Source organism: Bacillota bacterium, from assembly GCA_012727955.1.
Lineage (GTDB): Bacteria > Bacillota > Limnochordia > DTU087 > JAAYGB01 > JAAYGB01.
Genome location: JAAYGB010000014.1, coordinates 31,894 through 44,456 on the forward strand (window position 1 = coordinate 31,894; position 12,563 = coordinate 44,456).

Consider the following 12,563-nt stretch of genomic DNA (forward strand, 5'->3'; position numbering starts at 1 on the left):
CAAGACCTGCCCAAAACTTCAGTTTCCCCAATGGGAAAGGATTGGAATTGGCAAAGGGAGAAATCATACCCATCGAGGTGACCTAATAATGGAAGATAAGTATCACATTGGAGATCAAGTGCGCCTGCGCAAGCCCCATCCCTGTGGCGGCTATGATTGGGAGATCATGCGGGTGGGGATGGATTTTCGGCTGCGCTGTCTGAATTGCGGGCGGGTGATGCTGATCCCCCGGCGTAAGTTCGAAAGGGCTCTCAAGGAAATAATCAGCACCAATTCTTCCGGAGCGGAGGAGCGGGGGGAAAGCAATGTTTAGTTTAGGAATCGTGGGGATGCCCAATGTCGGAAAATCCACTTTGTTTAACGCCCTGACTCGCAGTCATTCACCGGCGGAAAACTTCCCCTTTTGTACCATTGAACCCAACATCGGGGTGGTGGCCATCCCCGATCCGAGGTTAGAGGCCATTGCAGAGGTGATTCAGCCGGAAAAACTCACCCCGGCAGTGGTCCAGTTTGTGGATATCGCCGGGTTGGTGCGAGGCGCCAGTACCGGGGAGGGCCTGGGAAACCAATTTCTTGCCCATATCCGGGAAGTGGATGCCATTGTGCAAGTGGTGCGCTGCTTTAGTGACAGCAATATTACCCATGTTGAAGGCAGCGTCGACCCTGTTCGGGATGCCAAGACCGTGGAGCTAGAGCTGCTTTTGGCGGATATGGCCACGGTGGCCAATCGGAAGGAGAAAACCGCCAGGATGCTCAAGACGGGAGAGGAACGGTACCGGAGGGAGATGGCCTGGTTAGAGGAGCTGGAGGCTCTATTGGACTCCGGCAAGCCAGCCAGGATGCTGCGGACCACCTCCCAGGAACATGCCCAGTGGCTGTCCCAGTTGTTCCTCCTCACTGCCAAACCGGTGTTGTATGCAGCCAATGTCGATGAAGACTGGCTCATTGCCGATGAGACGGAGCCCTTGGCACCCTTGGAGGAACTGCGAGCCTACGCCCGGGAGCAAGGAAGCGAAGTGGTCACCGTCAGTGCTCGCATTGAGGCGGAACTGATGGAGATGGATCCCGAAGAAGCTGCGGCCTTTCAGTCAGAATTGGGGATCTCTGAGCTAAGTTTGGGTAAACTAGTTACCGCCAGTTATCAATTGCTGGATTTATTGAGCTTTTACACCGTTAAGGGACCGGAAACCCGGGCCTGGTCCATCAAGCGGGGCACCAAGGCGCCGCAGGCCGCGGGGAAGATTCATACTGATATGGAAAAGGGCTTTATTCGGGCAGAAGTGGTATCCTACAAGGATTTGCTCCAACAGGGCTCCTTTGCCGCTGCCCGGGACCAAGGTTTGGTCCGATCTGAAGGTAAGGACTACGAGATCGCCGACGGTGATGTGGTGCTGTTTCGCTTCAATGTTAGCTAGTAACGGGAAGATTGCCATTGCGTCCCTTGTCCGGCAATGATATACTGTAATGTGTTAATCCCTGCTCCGGGGTTGTCCGGGGCCAATGCCCATAGGGAGGAGGTGGAGCTAAGGTGCGCCCATACGAGATCATGCTGATTATGCAACCCAATTTAGAAGAGGAAGCCGTTGAGACCATTCTCACCCGTTTCACCGACATCATCACCAACGGTGGGGGAGAGATTCGGGAAACCGATACCTGGGGTAACCGGCGGCTGGCCTATGAAATCAAGGGGTTCACCGAAGGCTTCTATGTTGTGATCAAGTTTACCGCTGACAGTCCAACGGCGATGGAGCTCGAGCGGATTATCAAGATCACCGACGAAGTCATTCGTTACCTGATCGTCCGAGAAGTAGCATAACAGTTGTCGTCGCCGGATAGGACTTAGGTGTGAATATGGAGGGGGAGCCTCATGCTAAACAAGGCGATATTGATAGGTCGGTTAACGGCCGATCCTGAGTTGCGATATACCCAGTCCGGGACCGCAGTAGCCAATTTTCGGCTCGCGGTGGATAGACCTTTCACCAATCAAGCCGGCGAACGTGAAGCAGATTTCATCCCCATTGTCGTCTGGGATAAACAGGCAGAGACCTGCGCCAATTACTTAAGCAAAGGTCGTTTAGTTGCAGTAGAGGGTCGAATTCAGGTGCGTTCCTATGAAGCTCAAGACGGGACCCGGCGCTGGGTGACGGAAGTGGTCGCCAATGACGTTCGGTTCTTGGATAGGGGCGCCGGCGATTCCCAGAATCAAGGCTCTGCCGGACTAGAGGACGACTTGGGTATTATCGATCGAGTACCCTTTTAATCTTCCGAAGGAGTGAGCTAAGTGGCCAGAGATCGCAGACGGGGCCGCAGAGGAAAGAGGAAGATTTGCGCGTTCTGTGTTGATAGAGTTGGAACCATCGATTACAAGGATGTGGGACGTCTCCGCCGGTATATGACGGAGCGGGGTAAGATTCTCCCACGGCGAATTTCCGGTAATTGTGCTCGGCATCAGCGCCAGCTAACCACTGCTATCAAACGGGCGCGGCAAGTTGCCCTTTTGCCCTTTACGATAGAGTAAGAAACACAGTATTTTGGCAAAACACGGCTGCACCTATGAGCCGGAAAAGGGAGGGGCTATATGCTCCTCTTTTTTGTCTCTAGCGCTGCCGTGGACCTACATATTGTTGCCAGGAGGGGTTGTCAGTGCCACTGCCGAATCAGAAGATAGGTATCGCCAAGAACATTAGAACCGTTGAGTGGCTCAAGGCCGAATTAGTAAGTGGCACCGGTGAGCTGATGCGAGGACTAGTCCGGGGTGCAGAGGACAAGATTCTAGACTCCTTGGCGGGGATTGTGGTCACCGCCTATATTTTGGCCGAGAGGTTGGGCATCGGGTTTGCGACCCTGGACGCCAAGATTGCGAGCAAAGTGAAGGCGAATATTGAACAATCCCACGAGATCGAAGAATGGTTTGGTGATTTCTCGGCCTTAGCTCGGTACTCTGAGGAAATCCGAGGTGATAATCGGTGAAAACTCCGATGGACACGAGATCCCTAACGGAAGGGGCTATGCTCGCGGCCATTACCGTTGTCTTGGCTCTGCTGGGTGTATACTTTTTCAGCTATCTGCTGTTCATCGTTCCCGTTCCCATTGCCATTTTGGTGTACCGGCACGGGTTGCGAGCCGGAATTCTAGTTTCTGTTACTGCCGCGATGATCTCCGGGTTCTTTGGCACCATGGTGACCACCTTTATCTTCCTCTTGGTGATTGGGCTGGTGGGGATAGCCATTGGTGGGGCATTGCGGGAGAATCAATCGGCCCCGATGGTGATGGTAATTGGATCCGGTGTTGCGGTAATCGCTTTAGTGCTGCTAACGGGCGTAGCGATGTTGTTCTTTGGCGCCGACCTGGTGGAGCGCAGCTTTGAGATGATGGAGGAAAGTTTTGAGTATGCCTACTCTCTGTATGAGAGTATGGGCGTAGATACCAGTCAAATTCTCGGTGGGGTATCGGTAGCTGAGTTAATTGCGATGATGAAAACCATCCTGCCCTCGGCGGTGGTGCTGACGGGGATTGGCATTACCTTTGTCAACTACTGGCTCACCAGAACCCTACTGCGACGCTTTACCTCCAAGGAAGTACCTTGGTTTCAACCCTTTGGGAACTGGAAATTCGCCAGCTATTTGGTGTGGGGATTTATCCTGGCCAAGGCTTTACTGTTGATTCTTCAGACCCAGAACAATCCCTTGTTGCTGCAAGTGGCGATGAACCTAGAGATAATCTTCAACTACGTGTACTTGCTGCAAGGGATGGCCATTGCCTGGTGGTTCCTTAACAATTGGCAGGTTGCCACCTTTATTCGGGTCTTATTATTGTTTTTAGCAATCACTTCTCCCGTTGCCACGATGCTCATTTTCCTCGGTGTCTTGGATACATGGTTTGACTGGCGTAAGTTGGAGAGGCAAGACAATCAGTGACAGGAGGCGATGATATGGAAGTCATCCTGCAGCAAGATGTCAAGGGCTTAGGAAAAAAGGGCGAGGTCGTGAAGGTGGCCGAAGGATATGCCCGTAATTTCCTTTTCCCCCGCAAATTGGCCATCGAGGCTACTAAGTCAGCTCTGCGGCAGGTGCAGGAGGAACGCAGGGTCCAAAGTCAAAAGGCCAAGCGGGAAGAGATAGAGGCCCAAGAGCTGGCCAAGGAGCTTGAGTCCAAACCCTTGGTGCTCAAGGCTAAAACCGGCGACGGCGGCAAACTTTTCGGGTCAATCACCTCTACCGATATTGTCGACGGCTTAAAGCAAAGGGGTGTCAAAGTCGACAAGCGCCGGGTGCAGCTGGCGGAACCCATCAAGAGTCTCGGCAGTTATCGGGTTCCCATTCGCTTGCTTCCCGGTATAGTGGCGGAATTGACGGTCCAGGTAGAGGCTGAGTCATAAAGGACAATTGGGGCGGAGAAACTCCGCCTCGTTTTCTTGGGCAGGCTAGTCCTGCCCTAATTAGAAAGGGGTTCCGGCGTGAAGCTTAACCATCTTCTGTCTAGATTCAAACCAAGAAGCCCGCGGGCCGTGCGTCGAGTCAGGGATACAGACAAGCTGGCGGCACAGGTCGATGCTCTCTACGATGTCTTGACCAACCTGTATGGTCGGGAAGGGCTGATCCTGCGAGCGGGCAAAGTTGACGCCCTACACCTGATGCGCTCCGATATTCTAGAGGAGCGGGTACTGGGGCTGCAGCGCTTGGTCAAGGAGGACCCCACACTAGCGAGGATACCCATGCGGGTAGAATTATCCAATCTCATTGCCGAGCTGGAAGACTACTTGGCGGAGTTGGTAGCAAGGAAAACGGTAGAACAACGCATTGAGAAAAAAGTGGCAGAGAAGATGCAGCAGCGGCAGGAGGAGTACGTCAAGGAACTGCGCAAGCAGGTCTTGCAAGAGGGCAAGGGCCCCGACAATCCCCATACCTTGAAGCGGTACGCGGAACTAGAGAGGCTGGAGCGGCGGAAGTTAACCAAGACCGCTTCCGAGCGGCTCCGGCCCGGTACGGTGGAAGAGGTTGTCGGTCAGGACTCGGCCATTCGGGCCCTATTTGCCAAATGCGTGTCTCCCTATCCTCAGCATGTCATCCTTTATGGCCCTCCAGGAGTAGGAAAGACCACGGTGGCGCGCCTTGCCTTGGAGGCCGCGAAGGCGATGAAGCACAGTCCCTTTTCTCCTGAGGCGAAGTTTGTGGAGGTTGATGGCACCACTTTGCGGTGGGATCCGAGGGAGGTTACCAATCCTTTGCTGGGTTCGGTCCATGATCCTATCTACCAGGGAGCCACCCGAGAACTGGCCGAGGGTGGTGTACCGGAACCCAAGCTGGGACTGGTGACCGAGGCCCATGGGGGAGTTTTGTTTATCGATGAGATCGGAGAAATGGATCCCATTCTGCAAAATAAGCTGCTCAAGGTTTTAGAGGACAAGCGGGTCTACTTTGATTCGGCCTATTACGATCCCTTAGATCCCAATCTACCCAAGTATATTAAAAAGCTCTTTGAGGAAGGAGCTCCCGCGGACTTTGTCCTTATCGGTGCCACCACCCGGGCTCCCCACGAGATTAACCCGGCCCTGCGTTCTCGGTGTGCCGAAGTATTTTTCCATCCCCTATCGGTGGAGGATGTAAAGACCATTGTCACCAATGCCTCGCAGCGACTGGGAGCTGCCTTAGAACCAGGGGTGGCTGACCTGATCGCGCAGCTGACGGTGGAGGGACGTAAGGCCACGGGAATTTTGGCCGATGCCTATGGGATGGCCTTGCATGAACAAGAGGGAGAGGCCGAGGGCGTAGTGATTACCCGGGCAATGGTGGAGGAAGTGGCCCGGGTAGGGCGACTGTCCTTTCACACCTCTTTGCAGGCCTTTGAAGGAGAAGAGGTGGGTAGAATTCTGGGCCTTGGAGTCAGTGGGTTTATCGGATCCATTATCGAAGTGGAAGCGGTGGCCTTTTCCGCTAAGGCGCCGGGGCAGGGTGCCATCCGCTTCAACGATACTGCAGGGTCCATGGCCAAGGATTCGGTGTTTAACGCCAGTTCCGTAGTCCGCTTGGTCACCGGTGAGACCTTGGCGGATTACGATTTACACGTCAACGTGGTGGGCGGCGGCCGCATCGATGGACCTTCGGCAGGAGCCGCGGTGGTCCTGGCGATGATCAGTGCCCTGAAAGGACGCCCGATTCGCCAAGATGTGGCGGTAACGGGAGAGATCTCCATCCAAGGTAGGCTGAGACCCGTAGGTGGGATCCCAGAAAAGCTTTACGGAGCGATGCGGGCCAATGTCCGTAAGGTCTTGATCCCTGCCGATAACCTCCCCGATGTCCCCTCGGATATCCAAGGGCTGGAGGTTGTGGCTATAGACCGGATTGAGGAAGCCTTTGCCCATATTTTCAGTGAGGCAAAGCAAAGGCCCCTGGCACCATCCCTTTACTCCCATTCACCGGGAATTCCGGGAGCTGTATGACGATAGGAAAAAAGGCACCTCGCTAATTCGTGGGGTGCCTTGTGGACCTTTAATATGGACTCTCTGGTGGCTGCTTTCCGGAGGGTTAGCCCGGTGTTGGCAGCGATCTCTATCCTAAGACTTACCGGGGATCGGGAAGGGCCGCTTCTCCTTGGATTTCATCGATTAGCTCCTTGACCTCATCGATGGTCTCGGGGTATCCGGTAACGGCCAGGCCAATGGCGCCTTCACTACCGCCGATGCCTCCCGCGGAGACCGCCACTGCTTCAACGTCAAAGAGCAGTTCCAGGGCCTCGACTTCGGTAATAATCTCGCCACCAACCATGGGATACATTCCCACCTTAAGGCCGGTACACTCGTCGAGACGGGAGATGCCCAGGGTTTGCACCGCCAAGGGAACGGAAGGAATCAGTTTCTCCAAACTAACGGGCACCACCAAATGGGCACCACTGGCGTACACCGTGCCTAGGGCCGCTCCACAGGTACCGGCGGTAGGGGATCCCACCAAGACACCGGCATTACCCTCAAGGTCGATGGCGTTAGCCCCTTTGATAAACACATCATCGGCAGTAAAGTTGGCCAGGGCTTCCAGCCATGGGGTGGAGCTAGTGGTACCCTTTTCCAGCACGATGGTAGGTAGACGGGAATCGCTGTCGGTGACGGTCCACTGGCCTCCCGCGACAATTCCCGCAGCATAGCGGCCCTTGTCGATGGGTTGACCGGTGAGCTCTTCAGCAATAAAGCCGTTGGTGGTTCCATACCCAATGATAATGGTACCCTCGGCCAGGGCCTGCTGGACGCAGGGCAAGGCGGCGACGCCCTTGGCGATGAGGCGCTTGCCTTCGGCGGAGGTAAGGACGAAACCGAAGGTCTTGGTCTGTGGCATGTCGGTCACTCCTTTGTTTTATTGGTTAGGTCCTGCAGATAAACCTTGCAAACGTGATTGAACTCCCGCTGCGCTCGGATAATCACGTTGCTGGCTTCTTCTTTGTAGTCCCTAATCGGTCCGGTGTCGAAGAGATTGACATCAATCAGTTCCATTAGTTCCGTCAACTTTTGATTTACGCTTCGCTGCAGCTCAGCAATTTGCTCCCAGGTTTTCCCATAGTTCAAATGCTGAAGCCCCCTTCTACTTATGTTGCTTGATAGTATCGAAAACACCTCGTGCAGGTGACATGTCCTTTACCGTCATTATTTCAACAAAGTGGAATCCCATACCTTTTTTCCCAAGGGGCAGGAGGAAAGTGATACTGGGCAGGGAATTATTGGTCCCACTTCTTCGATGTGAGTTGTTTACCCCTTGTAGGCACAATATACATAAAATGAGAGTCATGAAGGATAGGCCGGCGGCTGTACCCGTCGGTATTGGCACAGCTAGAGAATGAGGTGGTAGTGGTTATGGCACGAAAAATTAGAATTGGAGTGGTCTTTGGCGGCCGTTCCGGAGAGCATGAGGTGTCCCTAACGTCGGCTCGGTCGGTACTTAAGTATCTGGATCGGGAGCGGTATGAGGTGATCCCCATCGGGATCGACAAGGCCGGTCGCTGGTTGATGGGGGAAGGGGCCCTGCCCGCGCTGGAAAGCCGCCTTGATACCGACTTGCTTCCCGTTTCTCTCCTACCGGATCCCACCAGTCAGAAGCTGGTGAGCATCGATGAGGCCAAGATTTCCGAAGTGATCCAGGAGGAGCTGGACGTGATCTTCCCGGTACTCCACGGCACCTATGGAGAGGATGGCAGTATTCAAGGGCTCTTTGAACTGGCCAACATTGCCTATGTGGGCGCAGGGGTTACCGCTTCAGCAGTGGCCATGGACAAAGCGATGACCAAGGCCCTTTTGGAGGCCCATGGTCTGCCGCAGCTGCCCTATCTGGTGGTGTTGCGATGGCAATGGGAGACTCAGCCCGAGGAGGTCCTGGCCCGGGTCAAGGAGGAACTGGGCTTTCCCTGCTTCGTTAAACCCGCCAACCTGGGCTCCAGCGTTGGGATCAGCAAGGCCCATGATCGAGAAAGCCTTGAGGCGGCCATCAACTTGGCCTGTCAATTTGACCGGAAACTAGTGATTGAGCAAGGCGCTCCCCCCAGTCGAGAGGTGGAGTGTGCAGTTCTGGGTAATGACCACCCCAAGGCTTCGGTGTTGGGGGAGATTGTCCCCGATCGGGAGTTTTATGATTATGCCGCCAAGTATGAAGACAGTGACTCCCAATTGATTATCCCCGCCAGGATCAGTGAAAAGGCCACAGAGGAAGTACGTAATTTGGCATTGCAGGTCTACAAGGCAGTGGACTGCGCGGGTATGGCCCGGGTAGACTTTTTTGTCGGGATCGAGGACGAGAAGGTCTATGTCAATGAAATTAACACCATTCCCGGCTTTACCCCGATCAGCATGTTCCCCAAGCTCTGGGAAGTGTCGGGTCTGAGTTATCCCCAGCTTCTGGATCGATTGGTGGAGTTAGCTCTAGAGCGGCACCAGGACAAACAACGCAATCGCACCAGCTACCTAGACTGAGGACGGGGACCATGGCTAGGTGGGGGCAGGACAAGACTGTGGAATTGGCGAAGTGATGAATACCAGTCAATTCTACCCGGCGGATGTTGTGGTCTTTGCCGCGGCAAACGAGCTCTGATCAGAGGATGATTAGCTTGAATTCTGAGTGGACTTGGAATGTAAGGCAAAACACACGCCAAATCACGGTGCCGGAATCTCTCTTGCTTGACTACAAACAACGGGTTGGCCTTGATGGAGTGATCGTCTGGATCTATCTCCAGCTGTTGAGCCACACCCTGCAGCAGGGTGAAGCCGTTGATGTCCTCAGTTGGCTGCAGGATCAACTGGAGTGGGACAGTTTTCGGGTGCAGCAGGGCTTTTGCCTGTTGGTGGAAAACAACCTTGTCTCCGTGGAGGGACAGACCTGCACTCTGTTGTATCCCCAGGAGGCTCCCGGGGACGGGATGGAACAGGTTCCCCCCGACTTTCCCTCGGAGGCTGCGGTGCTGGAAGGACTTCCCGAAGGGCGCCTGCCCCAGACCAATTCCGGGGACCTGAGGCGGGAGGCCTTAGAGGCTGACGTGGCCGCGGTGGTGGATGTCTATGAAAAACGTTTAGGCACCTTGAGCCCGATGCAAAGGGCCAAACTGCGATTTTGGTTGGAGGCCAAGGGTGTAGCCGCCGATGTAATTGCCTATGCCGTGGACTATGTGACCAAGCGTAACTCCTTGGCTTCACTCCATACCATTGAACAACAATTGCGCCAGTGGTATGTTCAGGGTGTCAGGGATTTTCGGGGATTGTTAGAAATTTTGAGGACAGAAGAGTTGTAGAGGTGAGACTATGGCGGTAAGACCAAAGGACATAGAAGCTCCCCAGGAGCCGCTGACGGATCTGTCTGCGGAAAGGCGGGTCTTAGGGATCCTTGTCAGACATCCAGAACAGGCCGATGCCGTCGTCGACCGCTTGTCTCCCGAACACTTCTCCCATGAAACCCATCGGACCATTTACCGAGCGATCCTTGACAGCTACACCAAAACCGGTAGGGTGTCTTATACCCAGCTGTATCGCAGCCTCAGCCGAGAGGGCCACATTCCCGACCTGGAGACGGTGCTGATGGGACTGACTCAGGCCTTTATTAGTGTTGCGGAGTTAGCCCCCAGTGTTGAAATCCTGGTGGAGAAACGGGCCAAACGCAAACTGATGGAGGCCACGGAGCAGATTCAGCGGATGCTCCTCATCGATGAGGAGCTATCCCTGGAGGAATGCAAGTCCATGGCCCAGGAGCTGATCTTTGCCGCTACCCAGGCGGGGGCCGACGAGTCCGATGCCAAGGATCTGCTGGAAGTGCTGAACAAGTGTTTCTCCAATTTGCTGGAACGCCAGCAGGGAATCAGTACCTATGGGTTGTCGGTGCGATTTCCCTCCATCGATGCCTTCACTACAGGTTTTAAGAAGAAGGACTTAATCATTCTGGCGGCCCGTCCCAGTATGGGAAAGACCGCCTTGGCTTTGAACTTTGCCACCAATGTGGCTAAGCGGGACATTCCCGTCTTGATCTTTAGTTTGGAGATGGACGATGAGCAAATCGGTGACCGGATTGTCCTCAGTGAATTGATGCGATTTAGGCCCTCCGGTCAGGAGATTACCTCCTTTGATTACTCCACGAAACTTGATCCCGACCAGTTCGAAAAGGTGCAAAGCATCTATAACGAGCTGTACAGCTTGCCGATTAAGATCGTAGACCGCCGGGGCTTGACGGCTGCGGAGATCCGGGCCAAGGCCCGGCAGGTGAAGGCGGAGCTGCCGGAGTTGGGACTGATCATCATCGACTACCTACAGCTGATTAAACCTCCCCCGGGCTCCAACAAGAACTGGGCCCTGGTGGTCGGTGAGATTGTGCGGGAAATTCGGGATCTGGCGGGAGAATTGGATGTGCCGATTATCATGTTGTCCCAGCTCAATCGCGGCGTAGAGAGTCGAGACAATAAGCGCCCGATGATGTCGGACCTGCGGGATAGTGGAAACATCGAGGAATTTGCCGACGTGATTATGTTCCTGTATCGAGACGACTATTACTATCCTGAGCAAGCGGCAGAAAACGGGACCCAGGGACAGGTAGAGGTTATTTTCGCTAAGCAGCGGCGGGGTCCCACCGGTAAGGTCACCCTGCGGTTTATCAAGGAGTACACCAGGTTTGTGGAGGAGGCTCCCATCCCCGCGGGGGAGGCGGGCCCTCCCGTCAACTAAGGAGATGAGCAAAGCTGGAAGCCTTTGATGCTCGCGGCGATTTGGAGGCTTGTGGGATTAGTCTGCTGGCTGCCATTCACCGGTTGGAGCAGCAGGGGGTCCTCAGCCAGACCCAAGCGGAGCAATTGTCGGAGCTGTTGGAACAACTAGATCAGCTGACGATGGCCGAGATGCAAGAGCGCATCGAAGAGATTCTCGGGAGCTAATTCCCCTTTTGGGTCCTCAGGAAACATATGGACGAAAACCCAACATATATTGGTAGTTAGAGGTAGTCTCAGTAGGCAAGGGCAAAGGTGTTGCTCCTTGTCAACAAGGAGGTGATGGCGTGTCGACTCTATCGCTCCTGGTGCAGCGGTGGACCAAGGTTGTCGGGGTAGTTTTGGTATTGGGAATTATCGTAGCAATTACTTTGGTGGAAGCCAATATGGTCAATCGGGTGACGGTAGTAGTGGACGGTGAACCCGTGGAGGTCCGGACAGTCCGCACCACCGTGGCGGGGGTTTTGGATCAGATGGGTTTGGCCCCTCGGGTTTCCGACGGGGTGACACCGGCGCTCACGGAGACCATTGCCGATGGAGCCAGGATCGAAATCAATACCGCCTTTCCCGTCACCGTGACTACGGCGGAGTCCAGCTACCGGGTGCAAACTCCCGGCGGCACCGTTGCCAGTTTGCTGGATAAGCTGGGGATTGAGCTATCTGATCTGGACCGGGTAACTCCAGGGCTCTCCCACTTGGTTCAGCCCCGGGATGAAATTCGAGTGGTTCGGGTTAACAAGTCCCTGGTGACGGAGACGGAGCCCATCGCCTACGAGGTGCTGCGTTGGGCAGAGCCCAATCTGGAGAAGGGCAAGACGGCAATCCTGCGAGAGGGCCGAGAGGGAGTACGGGAGCTGGTGTATGAAGTTACCACCGAGGATGGTAAGGAAGTAGATCGGGTTCTGGTCTCCAACACCGTTGCCCAAGAACCCCGCAACAAGATCATCGGTATTGGTACTAAGATTGTGGTGCGGACGTTGATGACGGCCAACGGCCCCATTCGGTATACCGATGTCTTGGAGATGGAGGCCACGGCCTATTACCCGGGACCGGAAAGTACCGGTGTTTACGCGGACGGCATCACCGCCACGGGAGAAGTGGCGGGACACGGCATCGTCGCGGTGGACCCCAGAGTGATTCCCTTGGGGACCCGGTTGTTTATTCCCGGCTATGGGGTTGCCCTGGCCGCGGATGTCGGCGGAGCCATTAAGGGTCACCGCATTGATTTGTGCTTTGATACCTATCGGGAAGCCGTGCATTTTGGCAGAAGAATGCTGAAAGTATATGTCTTAGAATGAGTAGCTACAGGGCGGCGAAGTTAAGCGCGCCCTGTTTCTTCTATCCAGGAA

At 54.8% G+C, this 12,563-nt stretch carries 16 protein-coding genes; 14 read left to right on the top strand and 2 right to left on the bottom strand.

What is annotated here, in order from left to right; genetic code table 11:
- Positions 1–88: 88 nt before the first annotated feature.
- From GX030_03340 to lonC, 9 genes are all read left to right on the top strand, one after another.
- Positions 89–313: a DUF951 domain-containing protein gene (locus GX030_03340; protein ID NLV91414.1), complete on the top strand. Its 225-nt coding sequence runs from the start codon at positions 89–91 to the stop codon at positions 311–313.
- Positions 306–1,415, top strand: coding sequence for a redox-regulated ATPase YchF (ychF, locus tag GX030_03345; GenBank protein NLV91415.1), 1,110 nt, complete (start codon positions 306–308; stop codon positions 1,413–1,415). Before GX030_03340 ends, ychF begins: the two co-directional genes overlap by 8 nt.
- Before the next feature lie 113 nt (positions 1,416–1,528).
- Positions 1,529–1,816 carry a 30S ribosomal protein S6 gene (locus GX030_03350; protein ID NLV91416.1) on the top strand — a complete coding sequence of 96 codons (288 nt, stop codon included), beginning with the start codon at positions 1,529–1,531 and terminating at the stop codon, positions 1,814–1,816.
- A gap of 51 nt (positions 1,817–1,867) precedes the next feature.
- Entirely contained in the window at positions 1,868–2,260 is a 393-nt protein-coding gene (locus GX030_03355) for a single-stranded DNA-binding protein (protein ID NLV91417.1), read from the top strand.
- Between the two features lie 21 nt (positions 2,261–2,281).
- Positions 2,282–2,518 (top strand): 30S ribosomal protein S18, encoded by a 237-nt coding sequence (locus GX030_03360; GenBank protein ID NLV91418.1) that lies wholly within the window; start codon positions 2,282–2,284, stop codon positions 2,516–2,518.
- Positions 2,519–2,643: 125 nt separating this feature from the next.
- Entirely contained in the window at positions 2,644–2,970 is a 327-nt protein-coding gene (locus GX030_03365) for a hypothetical protein (protein ID NLV91419.1), read from the top strand.
- Between the two features lie 8 nt (positions 2,971–2,978).
- A complete protein-coding gene (locus GX030_03370; protein NLV91420.1) occupies positions 2,979–3,917 on the top strand; it encodes a YybS family protein in 939 nt (312 codons plus the stop codon).
- Positions 3,918–3,931: 14 nt separating this feature from the next.
- Positions 3,932–4,378 (top strand): 50S ribosomal protein L9, encoded by a 447-nt coding sequence (locus GX030_03375; GenBank protein ID NLV91421.1) that lies wholly within the window; start codon positions 3,932–3,934, stop codon positions 4,376–4,378.
- A 96-nt stretch (positions 4,379–4,474) separates the two neighbouring features.
- Entirely contained in the window at positions 4,475–6,439 is a 1,965-nt protein-coding gene (gene lonC, locus GX030_03380; GenBank protein ID NLV91422.1) for an ATP-dependent protease, Lon family, read from the top strand.
- A gap of 121 nt (positions 6,440–6,560) precedes the next feature.
- Here lonC and GX030_03385 read toward each other — a convergent pair whose 3' ends face one another.
- Positions 6,561–7,325: a hypothetical protein gene (locus GX030_03385; protein ID NLV91423.1), complete on the bottom strand. Its 765-nt coding sequence runs from the start codon at positions 7,323–7,325 to the stop codon at positions 6,561–6,563.
- A 5-nt stretch (positions 7,326–7,330) separates the two neighbouring features.
- Complete coding sequence (locus GX030_03390) at positions 7,331–7,552, bottom strand: hypothetical protein (GenBank protein ID NLV91424.1); 222 nt, start codon at positions 7,550–7,552, stop codon at positions 7,331–7,333.
- Between the two features lie 285 nt (positions 7,553–7,837).
- Here GX030_03390 and GX030_03395 point away from each other — a divergent pair, with 285 nt between their 5' ends.
- From GX030_03395 to GX030_03415, 5 genes are all read left to right on the top strand, one after another.
- The gene (locus tag GX030_03395) at positions 7,838–8,947 is read left to right on the top strand and encodes a D-alanine--D-alanine ligase (protein ID NLV91425.1); all 1,110 of its coding nucleotides are present in this window, start codon (positions 7,838–7,840) and stop codon (positions 8,945–8,947) included.
- Between the two features lie 134 nt (positions 8,948–9,081).
- Entirely contained in the window at positions 9,082–9,759 is a 678-nt protein-coding gene (locus GX030_03400) for a DnaD domain protein (GenBank protein NLV91426.1), read from the top strand.
- Positions 9,760–9,769: 10 nt separating this feature from the next.
- Complete coding sequence (dnaB, locus tag GX030_03405; protein ID NLV91427.1) at positions 9,770–11,176, top strand: replicative DNA helicase; 1,407 nt, start codon at positions 9,770–9,772, stop codon at positions 11,174–11,176.
- Positions 11,177–11,217: 41 nt separating this feature from the next.
- Complete coding sequence (locus tag GX030_03410; protein NLV91428.1) at positions 11,218–11,382, top strand: hypothetical protein; 165 nt, start codon at positions 11,218–11,220, stop codon at positions 11,380–11,382.
- Between the two features lie 119 nt (positions 11,383–11,501).
- Positions 11,502–12,512: a DUF348 domain-containing protein gene (locus tag GX030_03415; protein NLV91429.1), complete on the top strand. Its 1,011-nt coding sequence runs from the start codon at positions 11,502–11,504 to the stop codon at positions 12,510–12,512.
- The last annotated feature ends 51 nt before the right edge of the window (positions 12,513–12,563 follow it).

Bases quoted from the DNA above. Each gene is read 5' to 3' on its own strand.
- GX030_03340 (NLV91414.1), top strand. From the start codon at position 89: ATGGAAGATAAGTATCACATTGGAGATCAAGTGCGCCTGCGCAAGCCC.
- ychF (NLV91415.1), top strand. From the start codon at position 306: ATGTTTAGTTTAGGAATCGTGGGGATGCCCAATGTCGGAAAATCCACT.
- GX030_03355 (NLV91417.1), top strand. From the start codon at position 1,868: ATGCTAAACAAGGCGATATTGATAGGTCGGTTAACGGCCGATCCTGAG.
- GX030_03370 (NLV91420.1), top strand. From the start codon at position 2,979: ATGGACACGAGATCCCTAACGGAAGGGGCTATGCTCGCGGCCATTACC.
- GX030_03375 (NLV91421.1), top strand. From the start codon at position 3,932: ATGGAAGTCATCCTGCAGCAAGATGTCAAGGGCTTAGGAAAAAAGGGC.
- GX030_03385 (NLV91423.1), bottom strand. From the start codon at position 7,325: ATGCCACAGACCAAGACCTTCGGTTTCGTCCTTACCTCCGCCGAAGGC.
- GX030_03395 (NLV91425.1), top strand. From the start codon at position 7,838: ATGGCACGAAAAATTAGAATTGGAGTGGTCTTTGGCGGCCGTTCCGGA.
- dnaB (NLV91427.1), top strand. From the start codon at position 9,770: ATGGCGGTAAGACCAAAGGACATAGAAGCTCCCCAGGAGCCGCTGACG.